Here is a 21,702-nt window from a genome sequence, read left to right on the forward strand (position 1 = left end):
TTAATTGATATGTATACAAGGAGTATGCGTTTTGCAAATCGGTGTACCTAGAGAGATACTCGCGGGTGAATCGCGAGTGGCTGCATCGCCAAGTTCGGTTGAGCAGCTAATTAAGTTGGGATTCGATGTCGCTATCGAATCTCAGGCGGGGGGGCTAGCGAGTTTCGATGATGCCGCTTATGAAGCGTCAGGTGCGAAAATCGTTTCTAGTGATGAAGTCTGGAAATCTGATGTCATCCTAAAAGTGAATGCGCCAATCGTAGATGAAGAAAAAGACATCGACGAGATTGCGTTACTGCAAGATGGTGCGACACTTGTTAGCTTTATCTGGCCAGCTCAAAATCCAGAACTAATGGAACAGCTTTCTAGCAAGAATATTAACGTTCTGGCGATGGATTCCGTTCCTCGTATCTCTCGAGCTCAAGCATTGGATGCGCTTTCTTCAATGGCAAACATTGCGGGTTACCGTGCGGTCGTTGAAGCTGCTCATGAATTTGGCCGTTTCTTTACTGGTCAAATTACTGCTGCAGGTAAAGTTCCACCTGCAAAAGTTCTGGTTGCTGGTGCTGGTGTAGCTGGTCTGGCTGCTATCGGTGCGGCAGGTAGCCTTGGTGCGATTGTACGTGCATTCGACGTACGTCCTGAGGTTAAAGAGCAAGTTGAGTCAATGGGCGCTGAGTTCCTAACAGTCGACTTCCAGGAAAACTCAGGTTCAGGCGACGGCTACGCGAAAGAAATGTCTGATGAATTCAACAAAAAAGCCGCTGAGCTGTATGCTGAGCAAGCCAAAGACGTTGATATCATCATTACAACGGCATTGATCCCTGGAAAACCTGCACCGAAGCTTATCACCAAAGAAATGGTCGACAGCATGAAAGCAGGTAGCGTGATTGTTGACTTGGCGGCGGCGAATGGCGGTAACTGTGAATACACAGTGAAAGATCAGGTCTTCATGACAGACAACGGCGTTAAAATTGTTGGTTACACCGACATGGTAGGCCGCTTGCCAACTCAATCTTCTCAGCTTTACGCAACAAACCTTGTAAACCTTCTGAAACTGCTTTGTAAAGAGAAAGACGGCAACATTGATATCGACTTCGAAGACGTTGTACTACGTGGTGTGACTGTCGTTAAAGAAGGTGAAATCACTTGGCCTGCGCCACCAATTCAGGTTTCAGCTCAACCTCAAGCTAAGCAAGAACCTGTAGCTAAGAGAGAACCAAAAGTCGTAGAGCCAACTTCACCGACGAAAAAATTGGTTGGTTTGGTAGCAGCTGTTGGTGCCTTCGCATGGGTTGCATCGGTTGCTCCGGCTGCGTTCTTATCGCATTTTACGGTATTCGTGTTGGCGTGTGTGGTGGGTTACTACGTTGTTTGGAACGTGACTCATGCTCTACATACTCCACTGATGTCGGTTACTAACGCAATCTCAGGCATTATTGTTGTGGGTGCGTTACTTCAGATTGGGCAAGGTAATGGCGTTGTTTCCTTCCTGTCGTTTATTGCTGTGTTGATTGCGAGTATCAACATCTTCGGTGGTTTCACCGTCACCAAGCGTATGCTTGAAATGTTCCGTAAAGATAAATAAGGAGTCACAATGTCTGCAGGATTAGTACAAGCAGCTTACATTGTTGCTGCATTATTTTTCATCATGAGTTTGGCGGGACTTTCTAAGCAAGAGTCTGCACGTAACGGTAACTACTACGGTATCGCTGGTATGGCGATTGCCTTGATCGCAACGATCTTTAGCCCTGATTCGCAAGGATTCGTTTGGATCATTATTGCGATGGCAATAGGTGGTGCAATCGGTATTTTCTACGCGAAGAAAGTAGAAATGACAGAAATGCCAGAGTTGGTAGCGATTCTTCACAGCTTTGTAGGTTTGGCTGCTGTTCTGGTAGGTTATAACAGTTACTTGGATGCTCCTGAAGCTGCAACTCACGCTGAGCACGTAATCCACCTTGTTGAAGTATTTCTGGGTGTGTTTATCGGTGCAGTAACGTTCACCGGTTCTATTGTCGCATTCGGTAAGTTACGTGGTGTGATTTCTTCTTCACCGCTTAACCTTCCACATAAGCATAAAATGAACCTGGCAGCGGTTGTTGTTTCAGCGCTTCTAATGATTTACTTCGTTAAAGCTGACGGCAGCATGTTCGCCTTGATCGTAATGACCTTGATTGCATTCGCGTTTGGTTACCATTTAGTGGCATCAATCGGTGGTGCGGATATGCCAGTAGTGGTTTCGATGCTGAACTCATACTCTGGTTGGGCAGCAGCGGCAGCAGGTTTTATGCTTGCAAACGATCTACTTATCGTAACAGGTGCTTTGGTTGGTTCGTCAGGTGCGATACTGTCTTACATCATGTGTAAAGCAATGAACCGATCTTTCATCAGTGTTATCGCTGGTGGCTTTGGTCAAGAGATCATCATTTCAGGCGATGAAGAGCAGGGTGAACACCGTGAAACTAATGCTGAAGAAGTTGCTGAAATGCTGAAAAACTCAAAATCAGTGATTATCACTCCGGGATACGGCATGGCGGTAGCACAAGCTCAATACCCTGTGCATGAAATCACTGACGCACTGCGTTCACAAGGTATCGAAGTACGCTTTGGTATTCACCCGGTGGCGGGACGTTTACCAGGTCACATGAACGTACTGTTGGCAGAAGCAAAAGTACCATATGATATCGTGCTTGAAATGGATGAAATCAATGATGACTTCCCAGAGACCGATACAGTACTTGTTATTGGTGCGAACGACACAGTAAACCCAGCAGCTCTTGAAGATCCAAACAGTCCAATCGCAGGCATGCCTGTACTGGAAGTTTGGAACGCTAAAAACGTTGTTGTATTCAAGCGTTCAATGAATACAGGTTACGCTGGCGTTCAAAACCCGTTGTTCTTTAAAGAAAACACATCAATGCTATTTGGTGATGCTAAAGAAAGCGTTGAGAACATTTTTAAAGCATTGTAACAATTTATTGTTTTAAAACTATCGAGGGCCAGCAATTGCTGGCCCTTTTTTATTCCGCATCAATGTTATAGTAATGCAAATCCTGAAGTTAGCAGATGTCAATTGAATCTGGTTTGTTGTATAGTTTGGCCTAATGTAATAAGTAACGGTAACAGTTTGATTAACAAGATTTTGCTCGGTTTTGCATCGATCTTGCCGATTTTTTCGGCAACAGCATCAGCCGATTCATTACCAGAAAGAATAGATACGTTTACTGAGCTATTTAACTATGAGGTAGCTCTGAAGTCGTATGATATTCGTATTCTGCAATCAAATTATCCGACAAAGTTACTTGCGCCTGATTCACTTCTTCCGCAAACGGCAGACTATCCGCTGAAAGACATACAACAGCTATATAGTTTGGCGAAGACTTGCCGTGGTAAACTGCCACTCAGCCCCTTGATTACAGAGCCACTCGTCTTCACTCGTGCCATCTGTAAAGGAACAGATCTCACGCCGCGTTGGTTCTCTCGTAGTGGGCTTATTCATCCGGGTGGTGGTACTTATGCCGCGCGCTATGTAGATAAATATCCAGAGTTAAAATCCAAGCTGGCTCAGTACATGCATATTAAAGAGCGTGATAATGAAGAGGGTGATGAATTACTTGAAAGCTTGCAAAATATGAATGACGACGCCATAAATGCGTTGATTTCTGGTGCGAGCATGTTCATTGAAGGCAATGAGTTCTGGCTTCGTCGTGGTGACCGTTATTTCTTATTTGAGAAAGAGATATGGCAAGAAAATGTCGCTAGTGCAGGTCTGTCTTATACCTTAGCGGCAGAAAACAAAAGCTGCTTTGTTAAACGAGGTAACATTTGCTGGGATGTAGAAGATCATTCACAAATTCTTCGCATCAGTATGATCATCTTGGTCATCGCGAATATTCTCCTTGTGATTGGCTGGGCAGTATACCGATGGAACAGTAAACGTGAAGAGCTACGTAGTCGTATGTTGGTATTACAAATACTCACTCACGAGTTAAGAACACCAATTGCGTCTCTGTCATTAACGGTTGAAGGTTTTCGTCGAGAATTCGAACACTTACCAGAGAGTGTATATGATGAATTTCGTAGACTATGCGAAGATACTCGTCGTTTGCGTCAATTAGCGGAGGCTAGTAAAGATTATTTGCAATCTGATAACCAAATGCTTGCAACCGATTGGGTGCCATCCGTTGCTGAATGGTTAGAATATAAGATTGAAGAAGAGTTTGATAATGCTGTACTTATAAACATAAACGAAGATGTGGCTGCTAAAGTTAATGTGTATTGGCTTGGGACCTGCATTGACAACCTGCTTCGTAATGCTCTTAAGTATGGTGTTCCACCAGTTGAACTTAATGTTCAAACCAGTGAAGAAAAAATCGTTTTCCAAGTCCGTGATGCCGGTGGTTTGACCGCCAAAGACTGGACTAATTTGAAAAAACCGTTCGTAAGTAAGAGCGGATTAGGACTTGGACTGACAATCGTTGAATCTATGGTAGGCCGCATGGGCGGAAAAATGTCCCTTATTGGACCACCTACAACCTTTATATTGGAGATACCTTGTGAAACAGACACTGCTTCTCGTTGAGGACGATAAAAACTTGGCTGACGGCCTGTTAGTAAGCCTGGAACAAGCAGGATATGAGTGTTTACATGTGGAGCGTATTGCCGACGTTGAACCGCAATGGAAAAAAGCCGATTTAGTCATACTGGATCGCCAGTTGCCTGATGGCGACTCAGTACAATATCTCCCGGAATGGAAAAAGATCAAAGACGTGCCAGTTATCTTGTTGACGGCACTTGTTACTGTAAAAGATAAAGTGGCTGGACTTGATTCAGGTGCAAATGATTATCTAACTAAACCTTTTGCGGAAGCCGAACTCTTTGCTCGAATTCGTGCTCAACTGCGTTCACCGGATGCAGGAGAACAGGGTGGCGCTGATAAAGTTGTCACAAAAGATCTAGAGATTGATCGTGCAACCCGTGAAGTCGTTTTTAAAGGTGACTTGATTACATTAACGCGTACAGAGTTCGATTTGTTGCTGTTTTTAGCATCAAACTTAGGTCGAGTATTTACACGTGATGAACTGCTTGACCATGTTTGGGGTTACAATCATTTCCCGACAACTCGTACTGTTGACACTCATGTGCTCCAACTCCGTCAGAAGCTTCCTGGCTTGGAAATAGAGACACTTCGTGGTGTCGGCTACAAAATGAAAGCATAATGAAAATACTACTGTCAGTAGTTTTGTCATTAGGATTAGTGAAACCAGTCCAAGCAATGGATTGGTTTCAAACTAATACACCTTTAACACAGGCTCATCAACACCTTCTTGAAGATGATCTTTCATCAATGTTCAACACCTTAGTGGAACTGTGGCAGACTGAACCAAGTAGAGAATTGACCACTCACCTGAATGAATTACTTGGTCAATCACTTACGAAAGATTGTGGCAAGTCTCTAACAGGCGTGACTTTACCTGAATGGATAAGTGGAGTGAACGTTATTCGCCAAACTATCCAAAGCCCGGGAAGAGATACTTTTAGACTTGTTATCAAGCTCCGAGCTACTAAAGATATAGAAGAGATCTCTTTTAAGCGTTGGGTGGATACTTCTATTTCAGCTGACAGTTCTTTTGGTATCGAAGAAATACCAGAGGGCGCCGAAATAGCGAATGAGCGAGGTTTTCTTAAGCGTTACAATCTCACAGGTAAGCTGGAATCGGGGTTGTATCATTTATCGGTAGTTGCTAAAGATAAACAGGAATACAGAACGTGGGTTATTTTGGGCGATAGTGATTCAAGCCAATACGTACGTTGGACGTCAAAAGAGAACTGGAAAGTTGAAAAGAGCGCATTAAGAAATCCGCACTGTCCATTACCTCAACTTGAAGTAGGGCTTTTTGACTACATTGATGGTCAGTATGAGCAAATGTGGAAAAAGACTTATGAGTCAAACTATCCCGACTCGCTAGAGCTTGCCGATGTTCCTAATGACAGATATGTACTAGCCGTAAGCATTAATAGTCGCCGTTGGCAGGGTGACATTATAGTTGAGCAGTCGCAAACTATCAGCCGTACTTACGACCTTTCGCAAGAAGAATAGTTAAAGAAATTACATTTGTGCCGATATAAGTTCAGGAAGAATGAAATCACAAATGTAATATGAAAATTCAGTTCAAATTTTTAGCCACCACCATTGCCGCATCTCTATTTTCTAATGTTTCATCTGCTGCTACTTATACAATCGAAGCTCGTAGTGATGCGATGGGTGGTGTGGGTACTGTATCAGCCAGTTACCTCACCGCTCCGTTCTTTAACCCAGCACTAGCGGCAATCTATCGTCGAAATGATGACGCAGGTATGATTGTTCCAAGTTTCGGTTTCAGTTTCGACGATCAAGATGACTTAATTGATGAGATTGATCGAATCAGTAAACTTACTGATGTAAATGAAATCGAAATTGCGATGGATGCTATTAGAAATCAGAAAGTAGACTTTGATCTTGGTGGTGTTGTCGCTGTAGGTATCCCTAACAAATTTCTATCTGCTACGGTGTACGGAAAGCTTTATACAGAGTCTTTTGTCCAGCCAAAGATAGATACGACTGGGTTCAATCCGTTAAATGATAGTTATGTACAAGGCGTAAGTATTGGCGTTGTAGAAGCTGGTATTTCATTAGCTAAATACACAAACTACTTGAACCAACATCTATCATTCGGTATCACACCTAAGCTTCAACGTATTTACACTTACTCTTACGCAACGAGCTTTAATAACTTTGATGCGACTGATTTACGTGAAAACGAAACCGCGGAAACTATGTTTAACTTGGACGCAGGTGCTCTTTGGTTCTACGGACCTTACCGTTTAGGCATATCGGCTAAAAACTTAATAGGAAGGGATGTTGAAACTAAGGCTATCCAGTACAACGGAAATCCTATTCAAGCTTATCAATATAGTATGCGTCCAGTTTACACCGTTGGGGCTGGCATCGTAGCGGATTACTTTTCCGTGAGTATTGATTACGACCTGAATGAAGAAAAACGTTTTTCATCATTTGATGACAATACTCAAATGATCCGAGCTGGCCTGGAGTTTGATATTTTGCGCCAACTGGCTCTTCGAGCTGGCTACATGAAAAATCTAGCGCGAAGTAATGACGAGGGGACTTTAACCGCTGGTATAGGACTGTCTCCACTAAACTTGATAGAGCTAGATATTGCTGCTCGCTATACAAATGAAAATGCCATGGGGGCTTCGATTAATTTCCTTGCGACCTATTAAACGAATCGTTATAGTCTGCTCCTCATAATGAGGAGCTTTTTTATGTTTGACGATTTACCCCCTCTATCACACGAAGAACAACAGCAAGCCGTAGAACAGATTCAAGAGTTAATGTCTAAAGGGACAAGTACTGCTGAAGCGATAAAAATTGTTGCTGGACAGATTCGAGCCAAGTACGCCGAAAAACAGAAACAAAACTAAAGATAGTAAGAAGCAGGGCATAGGCCCTGTTTTTTTATGCCTCGTCAAATCGATTGTTCAGCCCCTCCTTCACATACCTTTCATATCTAAAATTAGGTGACGATGTCACTCCACCTCAGAGATACAGCACTTAAAGTAGTGTGGTAACAACCTGCAATTCGTAAGGTAAAATTTTACTAACATCAGTTAACCTAATGTTTTTCCATGACCGCTATTAAGGTAAATCTTTAAATTAAATGGATTAATTTCTTAATAAACAATTGGTTATTATGGATTTAAATACTGATTGTCGGGTTGCTGGAGACTCTTTATGTAACTTAATTACATTCATGGTTTTGGTGTTAATCTAATGTAGTGGATTATGCTGAAAATTTACATATGCTACGTTGTAACTAAACTATTTTAAATTCCAGTCATTGTAGATAGGTAGATTTGAGAACAGTGAGCACTTGCACATGCTCTTATGAGTTAAATAAAAGATCTTTACTTTGTAGCGATAGATTTTGAATTGTAGTAAGTGGTTTCTAAAATTTTGATGGTATAGCAACAAGGTATGACAAAGCGTCTACATATGTACCTACTGTCTGACGATAAAATCTGAGTTAATCAATAATAGAATTGTGGTTACGCTGTAACATTGACTGGCCGTGAAATATACATAGGTTTGTGTGACGCTATTACGATAATTGCGAATTCTAGGGTTTCGTATATATCGTGTTGATATAGCTGAACTAGACTTAGGGGACGTCTATGGGTTACAAGCCGGAGAAAAAGTAATGAGCTACAAGCATATATTAGTCGCTGTCGATTTATCTCAAACTAGTAAAGCTGTCATAGATAAAGCGATCGGCCAGGCACGAGAATCAAACAGTAAGCTTTCCTTCGTATACGTCGATGTCGACAGAGTGATATTGGAGCCTAGAGAAGAGCATAAGTTACATGCAGAGCTACAAGTTCTTGCAGACGAGTGTGAATATCCAGTTGCTGATATTGCGGTCGTATTGGGGGATCTCCATACAAAATTGCAAGGAATAGTCAAAAAGGACGATATAGATTTAGTAGTGTGCGGCCATCATCATAATCTACTTAGCCGGTTTTTTTCTTCAGTTCCGAAAGTCGCTAACGCTGTAGAAGCTGACTTATTGGTTGTCTACCTTCATGATGAGTAGCAAAGTCTATAAAGCCGAGCTTGATAAGCCCGGCTTTTAAGTTTGTTGTGCTCTTCTGATATATCGCTTTGGGGGGAAGTTAGCGCGAAGAACGCAGTAGATTGTTGGAGTTTTTGGACCAGATAGACGCTGATTCAGCATTGGAGTCCATATCGAAATGTACGTTAACTTGAACACCTCCTCGCTCAAACGTCACGTCATCAAAATCGGTCATCGCAATCTTGAATCCATTTCGAGCGAAAAAGCCTGTAACCATTGTCCGCTGTTTAATTTGTAATGCAGAAGCTAACAGTTTATTCATCGCTTTTATCCTTATATTGTTTGGGGGTATCTACTGACCATAGCGTCTATTTGATATGAAATCAATTTAATGGTGGATTATTGCAATACTATCGACCTTATTGAGATAAAGGATAGACGCCAACTGTTACACATTTGTTCTCTTTGTATGAAGAAGACGCTTAACCCCGCCGAATATAGCGTCGTTTAACTATGAGACGCGGAACAATTGGTATTTCTCACGACCATTGGGTTTTATAGGATTGTCGGACAGTTGGAGACCGAGCAAGCAAGTAGGGGCCTTGGATGGAAAACGCCTCATTTCTGAATCCATCGTGATGTTTGCGCTTATGGCGATGAATTTAAAGTATCAAATTGCCATCACCAAGGACTACAAGATATATAAGAAACGGTACTCGTATTAGAAGCTAAAGATTAGATTTATAGTCAACATGGCTCACAACTTTGGTGTATTTTTATGTGCTCGGTCCCATATTGGTAAATACTTAGTACTACAAAAATATAATCAATTAGATGGAGTATATTCAGTGAAATATACAATGTTAGTGCTAGCTGTAATGTTGTCGATTACCAGTTTTACTTCTTATAGCCATCCGGAGCGCACTGCTTCAGATGGCTGTCATTATTGCCGCACAAACTGCGCAAAATGGGGAGTGCCCGAAAATCAGAGGCATTGCCATTTCTACAATGAGCCGACTGAAAAAGATTTGGTTAACTCTACAGTAGTAAAAGAATACAGCGATGATGAAACTGCGTTCGTGACGCTTTTGAAAAACGATACTTGGACTACATTCGAAACTAAGCACGTTACTGCCCACCAATAGCATTGTAAGTGTAGAAGCGAGGTATAGGTGCTGGTCCTCAGGGTACGGGTGTTGAAGTCGTTTTTGGATAACTGACTGAAATTATTTTTCTTATTGTTTTAGCCCAAACCGAACGCATCATTTTGTGGTGGTCGGGCATTTCGGTGTTTTTCGTAGAGTGTTCTAAACAAGCGCCACGGATAGTACAAGTAACTTGAACGGAAAAAATCACAGAATATAAATTTACAGCCGAGTTATCAGACACTTATGAAACGACTAATCAAATAGTTAGCAATTGTTAAATCCTAGCCCAGATTATCCCTTTTTTGTTATTCCCACTTTAAAATGTCCTATTGTCAGCAAAGTAGAAATGTCCGGTTAGATAAATTGAACGAGTAGGAGAGTCAACGTTTATTGATACTGGCTTTGAAGGCCTCAGGGTTGATTAATACCGGGTTGATGATTCGTAACTGTCTTTTGGATAGTGTGCCAGTTTGGCAAAGCGTCGGTTAAAATCAGCGATGAAGTAGGGAAGCCAGGCATTCGCTTGCTCCATATTATCAATACCTTGCAGACGCATTTCTTTCACTAAGCGATCCTGTAACGTTTGATTGGCTCGCTCGACACGGCCTTTGGCCTGCGAGCTGTTGGCGCAAATCAGTTCTATACCCAGTTCGCGTAATATACGTCCATATTGGGTTTGACCAACTTGCTTGTGTTTTTCCTGGTTGACCCGAAATATCGAGTGCTTATCACTATAGAATGCCACCGGTTTACCATGTTCGTTGAGGTATTCTCGTGTTGCAACCATATAGTCGAAGGCGGATTCGGTCTCGCTAAAACGCAGGTTCATCAGGCGACCGGTCGCATCATCGATGAAAACCAGCAGGCAACACTTGTCGCTGCGTCCTTCAAACCAGTCATGATGAGAGCCATCAATTTGGATGAGCTCACCAAAGCAGTCACGGCGATAACGAGGCTGATAAACACGAGGCTTACGCTGAGAATGTGGCACCCAAAGACCATCAGCAATCATCCATTGACGGAGAGTTTCTTTACAGACGGCGAGATTATGATGTTCAGTCAATTTTTCTAAGGCAAATGTAGGAGAAAAATCACTGTAGTGATCTCGAATGATCTCTAGGACTGTCGCCTTAAATTGACTTGAATAACATCGGTTACTGGGACGACCTCTGGCTGAGTGTGCTAATGCAGAGGCACCTTGTTCATTTAACAGAGACAAGAGCCTACGAACTTGTCTTGTTGAAAGATGTAGGATGTCAGCGGCATCCATTTGGCTTAATCGATGGTCACGTAGATCATTAAGCACTTTAAATCGCTGAATATCACGTTCACTCATAGCAATCAGCATCGGTTGATGTCCTCAAACGAATGGATTTCCATAAGTATAAGAGGACATTTTAAAATAGCTCATACCGGACAATTCTAAATAGCTCTTACATTTTTAGTGCGTATTATATGTGTTATGTTAAATGCATTATGACGCTACGTAAGATCTTATCCAGTTAAGCCTCCTATCCCTCTCAGATTTAAAATTACGAGGAATAAATCTGTATGGCATTTGGTTCTATTAAACATAACGGCTATTTACCATAAAATAGCTAATATCGATCTATCAATCTACGATTGCTCAATCTTCAATTAGCTTTCTAACAGCCCATACTAAACGAGAGTCGTCTTCTACTTACAAAAACGCAGATAGAAAAAAAGCGTCTTAATTGACGCTTTTTTCTGTTTATCCGCCAGCGAGCTTTACGGTCATGCCTTTCTTTTCAAGATGTGCTTTGATTTTATCACGAGCGTCACCTTGAATTTCGATGTTGCCATCCTTGACAGATCCACCACACCCACAAACTTTTTTGAGTTCTGCGGCAAGTAATTTAAGTGGCGCATCATCGAGATCTAGACCTGTGACGATACAAACGCCTTTGCCTTTACGGCCTTTTGTTTCGCGCTGAATACGCACGATGCCGTCACCTTTAGGACGAGTGACTTTCTCTTCTTCCGGTTTAATACGGCCAGTTTCTGTAGAATATACTAATGTCATGTTGTCATTTCTTTTGTTGTTGGGCTTGCAACGCTTTTTGTTTCGCAACTAAAAAAGCTTCGATATGACGCTGAATGGCAACTTTACCGCCTTTAATCAATTTACCATTGAACATGCAGTACCACGCATTTGGCTCGCCAGTATCGTTTTTCAAAGTATAGCCGTTAAAACTTTCTGATTGTGCTTCTGCAGAGCTTAGTTTTTTTTGATTAAGAGATGCGAACTCTTTCGGATCTATAATCGACGCAGTATCACACCACCAATCAATACTTTTTTTTACTGCCGTTAGATTGCCTTGTAAAACGTGGTTTTTGATTTTCACTTTCCAAAGTTTGCCATCCAAGCCAGATTTTAGGTTAAAACCTCGATAAGTTGTAACTGCCATGCCAATGACCCGTCTTTTTAGTTCGTTGCTAAAACCATTTTTTTAATGAGCGTTGCTCTGCTAGATGCTCCGTAAAGGTACGTCTTAATATAGTGTGTTTCTAAGTGACGTTAATTACATTGCACTATTGATACAGTCTTCAAGAAACTCGTGGAATTTATGACCATTGTTTTGAAGCATCTTCGGGAACATAGATATTGGTGTCATACCTGGGAACGTATTAACTTCGTTTAAGTAGATTTCACCATCTTCAGTCAGGAAAAAGTCGATACGAGACAGATGACGAAGGTTCATCTGTTTAAACACTGTCTCTGACTCTTGCTTAATCGTGTCGATTTGATCTTGCGTCAGGTTCTTTGCTTCTATTTCCGTCAGTGAATGGCTAGTGCTGCTGTACTTTTCATCGTATGAGTAAAACGTACCATCAGGTGCGATCACTTCGCCTGGTTTGGTGATATACAATTGACCATTCATTTCATAAGCAGCAACTTCTAGCTCTCTAGGCCTAACGGACTTTTCTACTAAAACTTGTTCTGAGTATCCAAATGCTGCATTAACCGCATCCGAAATGGCTTCCTTTTGAGTGACGCTGTAACAACCTACAGATGAACCTTGTCTAGCTGCTTTTACGAATACTTTGCCCCACTTATCAAAAGCTTGCTTTGCTTTGATATGGGCTTGCTCATCATTTTTAGTTAAGAATAAATATGGAGTGTTCGGGATACCTAACGCATCGTACCAAAGCTTTGATGTGATTTTGTTGAAGCTGTTGCTGCTAGCTTCTGGCCCACAACCTAGATAAGGAATGCCTGCAATTTCAAACAGTGATTGAATATCTCCCGTTTCTCCAGGAAAACCATGAATGCATGGTACGATGAAGTCGATTGCCTGATTAGAGTTGTCAGAACATAAGCGTTTGGTATTAAGGTCTAAATAAACCAGTTCGCCTTGGTTGGTCATCCAACCTTCGTTTTTGATTTCTACGCGCGTTACGTTGATGTTCTCAATCAGGTTTAATTGTTGTTCAACAAAATTAGCAGACAGCAATGAAATCTCATGCTCTGAAGAACCACCACCGCATAATAGAAGAATATTTTTAATCATGAATCAATCTTTCCGTGACCTACAAAAGATACTAGTCGTTATGATAACCCTTTGAGGAGTAACGTACAGTTATTTTACTGTGAGGTGTTTCGTTCGGGTACGATTTAAACAAATAAAAAAGGGAGCAAAACGCCCCCTATTTCGTTTGATCAGTTTAGCTTGCTAAGTGTTGGGTAAGCTGAGTTTTTAATCGCATCAATACTTTTAACAAAAGGCTTTAATTCGCGGAACTGGGTTGGAAGTGTTGAGATAGCCTGCTGAGCCTCCGCACTTGTTGCGTAATCTCCGTATAAGATCGAGTACCACTTAGTTCCATTAACCATCTTGTAATTCTTCCAGATTGGTTGCTCGTTCTGCGGTAATTTATTTGCAAACTGAGTTACTTTTGATTCACTACCGACCGCTACAACCTGGATTGTGTATCCAAAACGTTGAATGCCCGATTGTTCATTACTTGGCGGAATGATCTTAACTGGTTTTACCTGCTCTTTTGGAGAAAGTTTTACGACTCTTTTCTCTTCAGGTTTAGCCGTCATTTTAACCACTTTTTGTGTGACGTCTTTCTCAACTACTGCATTCTCTGATGTCATAATAGGTTTTGATATTACGTCTGGAGTGAACTCCTCCTGATAACTCTCTGAGCTCACATCTGTAATGTAAGTTTCAGATGCACAAGCGGAAAGAATAAGGGTTAAGCCGATGATTGCGGTCTTTTTCATGAATTAACAAACGCTCTGAATAAATATTAAGATAAATCATGCCGATAGCAGACTCGATTATCAAGCATCAAATACAATAATCTCCCTATTTGATGTGATGAGTGACACAAACTACGCAAGCTTGGTACAGATTTTCTTCAATGTTCATTGTGTGCGTGTTTTATCTAAGAGTTATTCGTTTATGATTATTGATATCCGTACAATAAAGCTCTGGCCAGTATCGCGTTAAAGGCAAGGAATCTGAATGAATAAACTACATAAGCTATTTAAACCTGATTCAGTTGCGGTAGTAGGCGCATCACAAAGAGAACTACGCGCTGGGCATGTGGTCATGCGTAATCTGCTTCAAAGTGGTTTTGGTGGAGCGATTATGCCAGTGACGCCAAAATATAAAAGTGTATTGGGGGTTATCGCTTATCCAGACATTGCTTCCCTGCCCTATACCCCTGATATTGCAATTCTTTGTACCAATGCTTCTCGTAACGAACAATTGTTAAAAGAGTTAGATGAGCGCGGGACGCAATTTGCAATCGTTATCTCCGACGATGCTCGAGTTATTGATGTATCGTCTCTCAATATTCGGGTTTTAGGACCGAATAGTTTGGGGATAATTCTCCCATGGCATAACTTTAACTGCACATTCTCTCCAGTCGCGGCCAAACCTGGCAAGATAGCTTTTATTTCCCAGTCAGCTGCGGTTTGTACCACAGTGCTCGATTGGGCAAACGACAAAAACATTGGTTTTTCTTCATTTATTTCGATCGGACGTGGTCAGGATATCGATTTCGCAGATCTGTTAGATCACTTAAGTATGGATGGACATACAGAGGCCATTTTGCTCTATGTCGATTCAATTCGGGATGCTCGCCGCTTCCTGTCTGCAGCCCGAGCCGCTTCTCGAAATCGTCGAATTCTCGTCTTAAAAGCCGGCCGTTCTAAGGCAATGAATACGATTGATCAGCAAGACGGAGACCCTTTAGACATAATTTATGACACCGCGATTCGCCGTACTGGTATGTTGCGTGTAAGTAACACCCATGAGCTTTTCGCTGCAGTAGAGACCCTGACCCATTCTGTGCCATTGCGTGGTGAGCGTTTGGCCATAATCACTAATGGTGGCGGTCCAGCTGTGATGGCGGTGGATACACTATTTGAGCGCGGCGGTAATTTAGCGACGCTTGATGAAGCGTCAGTTGAACAATTAAGATCAGCGCTGCCTTTAAATTGGCGGGAATCTAACCCTATAGACCTTGCCGGGGACGCGACAAAAAAACGCTATGTCGACACCGTGAATGCGCTGATGAATAACGACTGTGCAGACGCAATTTTGATTATGCATAGTCCGTCTGCCGTTTCCGATCCTTTAGAAACGGCTCACGCCGTGATTGAGGCGATAAAATCACACCCAAGGCACAAACATTTCAACATTCTTACTAACTGGTCGGGTGAACAAACGTCTCGCGAAGCTCGTTTGGCATTTACACAGGCAGGGATTCCTACTTATCGGACGCCTGAAAGTTCTGTAGTTGCATACATGCACCTTGTGGAATACAGAAGAAACCAAAAGCAATTAATGGAGACGCCGACAACAGCAGAACCATTACACTCGGGTAGCGTTAACTCTGCGATTGAATGGGTAAATGAACGACTACTGGATAAATATACAGTATCACTAGATACACATCAAACTAGCCCACTATTTAAGTTCTTTGGTTTTAATGTGCTACCAACCTGGATTGCGTCTGATCCTATAGAAGCGGTACATATGGCGGAGAATATCGGCTACCCGGTAGCGGTAAAACTTCGCTCTCCCGACATCCCACATAAGTCGGACGTACATGGGGTTGCGTTGAACTTACGAAACAGTAATGAAGTCTCTGTAGCCTCTAATTCTATTTTGGATTCAGTGAAACTCAGTTATCCATCTGCAAACATCCATGGCCTGTTAGTGCAAGGCATGGCAAAGCTTGGTAGCGCAGAAGAGATACGGATCAGTATTGCGGTTGACAAAGTGTTTGGGCCGGTAATTTTGCTCGGACAAGGCGGTTCTGAATGGAACATTGCTCAAGACGCCGTAGCAGCCTTGCCTCCTTTAAATATGACGCTCGCACGTTATTTGGTTGTCTTCGCACTAAAATCAGGAAAAATTCGCTTACAGAAGCATAAAGATGCCCTCGATATTACCGAGCTTTCAAAATTCTTAGTTCGTATCTCGCAAATGGCCGTTGAGTTACCTGAAATACAAAGACTGGATATCCATCCAGTTCTAGTGTCTGGCAGTGATCTAACTATCATTGATGCTGATGTTACGTTAACGAAATACGAAGGCGATGCACAGAAACGTCTGGCTATTCGCCCTTTCCCTGCTGAGTTTGTCGAAACCATAACTTTACGCGATGGTCAGCCCGTATTACTTCGCCCTATCTTGCCCGAAGATGAACCTCTTCATGCTCAATTCATAAATAGTGTGTCAAGAGAAGATCTCTATAAACGATTTTTCTCTGAAGTCGGAGAGTTCAACCATGAAGCTCTGGCTAACTTTACACAAATAGATTATGACCGAGAAATGGCATTTGTAGCGGTTGCTTTTGATAGCAACGGCCCATCAATTATAGGTGTGGCTCGTGCACTGATCACACCAGATAATAGTGATGCCGAGTTTGCGATCCTTATCCGTTCAGACCTTAAAGGTAAAGGGTTAGGTAAAGTACTTATGCAAAAAATTATTAGCTATTGCAAAGTAAAAGGAACTAAACAAATCTCAGGCATGACGATGCCTACTAACCGCGGAATGTTAATGCTTGCCCAGAGCCTTGGTTTTAAAATTGATGTGCAGTTCGAGGATGGCACTGCGGATATGGTTTTACATCTGAACTAGAAGCAGCAAAGCAAGACTGAAGCCTTAAAAGCAGGCACCAACGATTAAAAAGAGTGCGAATAAATAGGTATTCGCACCCTTAAAGTGACAATGTCACTTTAATGCCCAATTTTTCTTTAAGTACTGAATACACCAGGATTTAGCCTCTCCCATGGTGTTTCTTCGCCAAGCTAGAATGATCTCCATAGGTATAGGCTCTGTACCCTCTATTCTCTTTAACACGCCACTGTCAATCATAGGTTGGGCGATTTGACTTGGAAGTGTGCCAATCCCTAATCCTGCAGTTAGTGCATCAACTTTAGCGGTAAAATTGGTAACCGTTAATCTTGGTTGTTTCTGAATTATATTGATAGATAGTGCTGGCTGCTCTCGTGCAGTATCTGCAATCGCAATGATCCGGTATTTTTCGCGCGCAGCATCATCAAACTCCCCACTACGCTTATGCACGTAGTGATTTGCAGCCGCTACCCAATACATGGTCATTTTACCGATTTTTTCTGACTTAACTTCTTGAGGAAGCGTATCCAAAGACGGGCAAATTAAAAGATCGGCACGACCGGTGTTCAATGCTTCCCAACTGCCCGCTAATATCTCTTCCTGTAGTCTGACTCTGGTAGAGCTGACCTCAGATAGAGCATCAACCATAGGGAAAAAATTTGAAACTGGAATAATCCCATCGAATGCAATAGTAATATCTAGCTCCCATCCGTTAGCTAGTACTGTTGCATCGTTTACCAACTTCTCGCTGGCTTTCAGGATATCTCTTCCTCGTTCAAGGATAAGTTTACCTGCTTCAGTAAAATGAGCTTTGTGGCCAGAACGGTCAAAAATAATGATATCTAAATCTTGTTCGAGCTTTTGAATTTGATAACTGAGTGACGAAGGTGCTCTGTCTAATTCATTCGCTGCAGCAGCAAAACTTCCTCTTCGGTCGATAGCATCCAGTATATGAAGTGCCTCTAAAGTGATCGGGCTATGCACATTAACTCCCTTTATGTGACTGTAGTCACATTGATGGTATTTGGATAGATTTATCAAAAAACAAGGATAAACAATATAACACATTGATTAATAAAGACTACCAATCCTTTAATTGCAACTAGATGTGAGATTAAAAATTACAAATATTAATGGTAATGATAGTAATTATCATTAAGGTAAAGTAATATCCGAGTGTTGTTATTACCTATCATGGATTTAAGGTATTGAAAGTAAATGTATAAAAAATCATTATTATCAGCATCAATTGTACTAGCCTTCACTAACTCCGCTCAGGCTCAAGATATTTCGCAATTCAAAGAAGTTGTTGTTTCTGCCACCCGTACCGAACAAAACATTACTGACGTTTCATCTTCTGTTGAGTCTATTTCTTCAAAAGACATCGACCGTTCTCTTTCCAAAAACCTTTACGATGCCGTTCAGTATACCCCAGGTGTAGAAGCGACAACCTCTGACCGTTTTGGAATCTCAGGATTTAATATACGCGGTATGGAAGGCGATCGTGTAAAAATAGTTGTTGATGGCGTTCAGCAAGCTACTCCTTTTAACCCAGGCGGTGGAGCGGTACAAGCTATTTATCCTAATGCTATTGAACTTGATACTTTAGTAAATATTGAGATCAACAAAGGCCCTTCTTCGACTCTCTACGGCTCAGATGCAATGGCTGGCGTTGTTGTTCTGAAAACAAAAGATCCTTCAGATGTACTAAAGACAGATGGTGACGAAAGTCGATTTGGTATCAAATCAAGCTATTATTCTTCTGATGAGCAATTTAAAAACACTCTGACTTGGGCAATGCGTCGTGGTGCTCTAGAAACGCTGTTAATTGGTACATACGCTAAGGGAAATGAGCTTGAAACATACGGTGATGGCGCTGACATCGATGGCAGTGACCGCGGTCTTGAAAACCCGGCTGATAAAGACCTGAACAACGTGCTTGCTAAGATGTATTACCGCCTTAATGACTCTAATAAGATCGGAGTCGTTTTTGAGCGATACAACTACAACTATGACGAAAATACACGTAAAGGCAATTACACTCTCAACTTCGGATCCATACCTGGCGTAACTTACGCGAATACAAATAGCGCCGACGAAACCACACGTACTCGTTATGGTTTAAATTATGAATTGACTCATGAAAACGTAATTTTCGATTCCATGAAACTCAGTCTAAATTACCAAACGACGGAAACAGTAAACGAAAACTTTTCGAACGTGGCTGATCACTTAGGTTATATCGGTTACTCAGGTGACCGAACTCGGTTACGCCAGGCCGAAGATAAATCGATTCAATTCGATGGTCAGTTTGGAAAACTCGTCACGTTGGGCAACTCTGTTCATGAACTTACCTACGGCGTAAGCTACGTAAACACTGAGTTTGACCTAAATAACATTGATATCTATCACGACACAAATACCAGTAATCCCGGTTCGACTACGATACCAGACGCGAAAGTAAATCAATGGGGCGTGTTCTTGCAGGACAATGCCTTTCTATTTGAAGATACACTTGTGCTAAACGCAGGTATTCGATATGACTCGTTTGAAGCAGACCCATCTTCAGATGAAGGATTTACCACAGTTCGTAAAAAGAACAGCAATGATGCGTTGACTGGCAAACTGGGGGCGGTATACCACTTCAATGACAAGCTAAGTACCTTTGCCCAGATCAGCCAAGGCTTCAAAGCGCCAACAATTGAACAACTTTACTATGAATACAATACTGGCGCAGAGTTTGTTCCAAACCCGGATCTAGAAGCAGAGAAAAGTCTTTCGTACGAAATGGGCTTCCGTGGTCAGAATGACTTCGCTAAGTTTGAACTTACTGGGTTTATCACCCAATACAAAGATTTCATTGATTCAGAGAATCTCGTCAGCGTAGATCCAGACAAAGATCGCTTTACTATTGTAAACCGCGATGAAGTTAACATCTCCGGCGTAGAGTTCAGCTCTACTCTGCTGTTAGATGAAAGCTTTTCTGCACCTAAAGGTATGTACACGAAAATTTATGTTACCTATTTGGACAGTGAAGACAAGTCGACTGGCAAGGAGTTGGAATCAGTGGCTCCACTCTCATCTGTGTTCGGTTTAGGCTACGATAACGATGAACACCAGTTTGGCGCGCTAGCTTCCCTTAAACTCTCAGCTAAAAAAGATAACTGGGCAGATGAAGATCAAATCGATTCTTCAGGTTACGGTGTGATGGACGTTACCGCTTACTACACACCAGTGAGAGACTTAACTATTTCAGCAGGTCTATTTAATGCGTTAGATAAGAAATACTGGACGTATCAGGATGTACGTGGCTTGGATAGCTCAGATAATAAAGATTTCTATAGCCAACCTGGCCGCAATTGGGGTGTTTCGGTAGATTATCAATTCTAAGGTGATTACTTAATTTTAATGGCGTTTTTAGCTACAGATACAACAAAGCCAGCATAATGCTGGCTTTTCTAACAGTTTTCATTTCAAAAAGGTAAATAAAAGTATGAAAAATGAAAACTTACTGTTGTGCCATCTCTTTTTTCACCATCACAGCGGCTGCAACGATGAATGCGATGATTAGACCTAACTCCATAAACGACCTCAATAATGAAGATAAACTAAAGACCTAAATTTAAAATCGTACATAGTCTAGCAGTTCTAATATCCGTTGCTACCTTTTAACTTCAAATTTACGATTTTTACGAGTTAGATCAAAAAAGGCACAGTAATGCGCCTTTTTTGTTATTAACATGTGAAATACATTAATTTGAGTCAGGATACCCTTGTGGATTATTCGATTGCCATCTCCACGTATCGGCTGTCATCTCTTCAAGTGTGCGCGATGCTTTCCAGCCTAATTCAGAGGTTGCTTTATTAGGGTTAGCCCAACATTCTGCAATATCACCAGGTCGACGTTCAACCAATTTGTAAGGAACGTCTTTACCACTTGCTTTTATGAATGCATCGACCATTTCTATAACACTATAACCATTACCAGTGCCTAAGTTATAAACATGTAAACCCGCTTTACGGCCTACTTTATCTAATGCTGCAACGTGCCCATCAGACAAGTCCATTACGTGAATATAATCACGTACTCCAGTACCATCCTTTGTTGGATAATCACTGCCAAATACAGATAGGAACTCTCGGCGACCTACCGCGACTTGAGAGATAAATGGCATCAGGTTATTTGGAATACCCTGTGGATCTTCACCCAACTCTCCTGTTGGATGAGAACCTACAGGATTGAAATAACGTAGAAGTGTGATGCTCCAGTCTGGGTTTGCATTTTGAAAGTCAGTTAAGCACTCTTCTACCATCAATTTACTGCGTCCATATGGATTTGTTGCGCTAGTTGGAAAGTCTTCTGTAATTGGCACAGACGCCGGGTCACCGTAAACGGTTGCCGAAGAGCTAAATACCAGTGATTTAACACCCACTTCTCGCATCGCATCAACTAAAACCAATGTACCGTTTACGTTATTATCATAATACTCTAAAGGCTTAGCGACAGATTCCCCGACGGCTTTTAGGCCAGCGAAATGAATAACCGCCTCAATATTATTTGATATAAGCGCATCAACTAAAGCAGCTTTATCTCGAATGTCTGCCTGAATGAAAGCTGGACGTACGCCACATACCTTTTCAATCCGCTCTAGCACAGTAGGTTTACTGTTATATAGATTATCTAAAATTACTGGTGTCATCCCAGCTTCAATCATCTGAATACAAGTGTGGCTTCCGATATAACCCATACCACCTGTAACAAGTACCTTCATTTTATTGTTCCTTCTGACGCGA

The 21,702-nt window shown here is 41.8% G+C and carries 18 protein-coding genes and 1 pseudogene; 11 read left to right on the forward strand and 8 right to left on the reverse strand.

The annotated features are described in order from the left end of the window. Positions 1-31 precede the first annotated feature (31 nt). The 8 genes from WJM94_RS11490 (at position 32) to WJM94_RS11525 (ending at position 8,654) form a co-directional block, all read left to right on the forward strand. Positions 32-1,588, forward strand: a complete 1,557-nt coding sequence (locus WJM94_RS11490) for a Re/Si-specific NAD(P)(+) transhydrogenase subunit alpha (protein ID WP_444494347.1) — start codon at positions 32-34, stop codon at positions 1,586-1,588. A gap of 9 nt (positions 1,589-1,597) precedes the next feature. Further along, positions 1,598-2,974: a Re/Si-specific NAD(P)(+) transhydrogenase subunit beta gene (pntB, locus tag WJM94_RS11495; RefSeq protein ID WP_444494348.1), complete on the forward strand. Its 1,377-nt coding sequence runs from the start codon at positions 1,598-1,600 to the stop codon at positions 2,972-2,974. Positions 2,975-3,130: 156 nt separating this feature from the next. Continuing rightward, positions 3,131-4,585 (forward strand): sensor histidine kinase VxrA, encoded by a 1,455-nt coding sequence (gene vxrA / locus WJM94_RS11500; protein WP_444494349.1) that lies wholly within the window; start codon positions 3,131-3,133, stop codon positions 4,583-4,585. Beyond that, positions 4,560-5,222, forward strand: coding sequence for a response regulator transcription factor VxrB (vxrB, locus tag WJM94_RS11505; protein ID WP_444494350.1), 663 nt, complete (start codon positions 4,560-4,562; stop codon positions 5,220-5,222). The genes vxrA and vxrB overlap by 26 nt, the downstream gene beginning before the upstream one ends. Further along, positions 5,222-6,103 carry a DUF2861 family protein gene (locus WJM94_RS11510; RefSeq protein WP_444494351.1) on the forward strand — a complete coding sequence of 294 codons (882 nt, stop codon included), beginning with the start codon at positions 5,222-5,224 and terminating at the stop codon, positions 6,101-6,103. Before vxrB ends, WJM94_RS11510 begins: the two co-directional genes overlap by 1 nt. 59 nt (positions 6,104-6,162) lie before the next feature. Beyond that, positions 6,163-7,284 carry a conjugal transfer protein TraF gene (locus tag WJM94_RS11515; RefSeq protein WP_444494352.1) on the forward strand — a complete coding sequence of 374 codons (1,122 nt, stop codon included), beginning with the start codon at positions 6,163-6,165 and terminating at the stop codon, positions 7,282-7,284. A gap of 42 nt (positions 7,285-7,326) precedes the next feature. Continuing rightward, entirely contained in the window at positions 7,327-7,485 is a 159-nt protein-coding gene (locus WJM94_RS11520) for a YoaH family protein (protein ID WP_444494353.1), read from the forward strand. Between the two features lie 776 nt (positions 7,486-8,261). After that, entirely contained in the window at positions 8,262-8,654 is a 393-nt protein-coding gene (locus tag WJM94_RS11525; protein ID WP_444494354.1) for a universal stress protein, read from the forward strand. Between the two features lie 79 nt (positions 8,655-8,733). Here WJM94_RS11525 and WJM94_RS11530 read toward each other — a convergent pair whose 3' ends face one another. Beyond that, positions 8,734-8,955, reverse strand: a complete 222-nt coding sequence (locus WJM94_RS11530) for a hypothetical protein (protein ID WP_444494355.1) — start codon at positions 8,953-8,955, stop codon at positions 8,734-8,736. A 526-nt stretch (positions 8,956-9,481) separates the two neighbouring features. On the opposite strand from WJM94_RS11530, the gene WJM94_RS11535 reads away from it, so the two are divergent. Continuing rightward, positions 9,482-9,778 carry a hypothetical protein gene (locus tag WJM94_RS11535; protein WP_444494356.1) on the forward strand — a complete coding sequence of 99 codons (297 nt, stop codon included), beginning with the start codon at positions 9,482-9,484 and terminating at the stop codon, positions 9,776-9,778. A gap of 451 nt (positions 9,779-10,229) precedes the next feature. Here the strand turns inward: WJM94_RS11535 and WJM94_RS11540 are convergent. From WJM94_RS11540 to WJM94_RS11560, 5 genes and pseudogenes are all read right to left on the reverse strand, one after another. Beyond that, positions 10,230-11,117 (reverse strand): annotated as a pseudogene (locus tag WJM94_RS11540) (ISNCY family transposase); the annotation flags it as partial. Positions 11,118-11,513: 396 nt separating this feature from the next. Continuing rightward, on the reverse strand, positions 11,514-11,825 hold the full coding sequence (gene yciH / locus WJM94_RS11545) for a stress response translation initiation inhibitor YciH (protein ID WP_444494357.1): 312 nt from the start codon (positions 11,823-11,825) through the stop codon (positions 11,514-11,516). A gap of 4 nt (positions 11,826-11,829) precedes the next feature. Continuing rightward, positions 11,830-12,210 (reverse strand): DUF3319 domain-containing protein, encoded by a 381-nt coding sequence (locus tag WJM94_RS11550; RefSeq protein WP_444494358.1) that lies wholly within the window; start codon positions 12,208-12,210, stop codon positions 11,830-11,832. Positions 12,211-12,324: 114 nt separating this feature from the next. Next, the gene (locus WJM94_RS11555) at positions 12,325-13,314 is read right to left on the reverse strand and encodes a D-alanine--D-alanine ligase (protein WP_444494359.1); all 990 of its coding nucleotides are present in this window, start codon (positions 13,312-13,314) and stop codon (positions 12,325-12,327) included. Between the two features lie 149 nt (positions 13,315-13,463). Further along, positions 13,464-14,033: an SPOR domain-containing protein gene (locus WJM94_RS11560; RefSeq protein ID WP_444494360.1), complete on the reverse strand. Its 570-nt coding sequence runs from the start codon at positions 14,031-14,033 to the stop codon at positions 13,464-13,466. Between the two features lie 244 nt (positions 14,034-14,277). Between WJM94_RS11560 and WJM94_RS11565 the strand changes: the two genes are divergently transcribed. Then, positions 14,278-16,911, forward strand: coding sequence for a bifunctional acetate--CoA ligase family protein/GNAT family N-acetyltransferase (locus tag WJM94_RS11565; RefSeq protein WP_444494361.1), 2,634 nt, complete (start codon positions 14,278-14,280; stop codon positions 16,909-16,911). Positions 16,912-17,004: 93 nt separating this feature from the next. On the opposite strand, the gene WJM94_RS11570 is transcribed toward WJM94_RS11565, so the two are convergent. Then, the gene (locus tag WJM94_RS11570; protein ID WP_444494362.1) at positions 17,005-17,892 is read right to left on the reverse strand and encodes a LysR family transcriptional regulator; all 888 of its coding nucleotides are present in this window, start codon (positions 17,890-17,892) and stop codon (positions 17,005-17,007) included. A gap of 234 nt (positions 17,893-18,126) precedes the next feature. On the opposite strand from WJM94_RS11570, the gene WJM94_RS11575 reads away from it, so the two are divergent. Continuing rightward, a complete protein-coding gene (locus WJM94_RS11575) occupies positions 18,127-20,298 on the forward strand; it encodes a TonB-dependent hemoglobin/transferrin/lactoferrin family receptor (protein WP_444494363.1) in 2,172 nt (723 codons plus the stop codon). A 362-nt stretch (positions 20,299-20,660) separates the two neighbouring features. Here the strand turns inward: WJM94_RS11575 and galE are convergent, their stop codons facing one another. Continuing rightward, complete coding sequence (gene galE, locus WJM94_RS11580; RefSeq protein WP_444494364.1) at positions 20,661-21,680, reverse strand: UDP-glucose 4-epimerase GalE; 1,020 nt, start codon at positions 21,678-21,680, stop codon at positions 20,661-20,663. Positions 21,681-21,702: the final 22 nt, after the last annotated feature.

It is taken from the genome of Vibrio sp. YIC-376 (assembly GCF_052353105.1).
Taxonomy (GTDB): domain Bacteria; phylum Pseudomonadota; class Gammaproteobacteria; order Enterobacterales; family Vibrionaceae; genus Vibrio.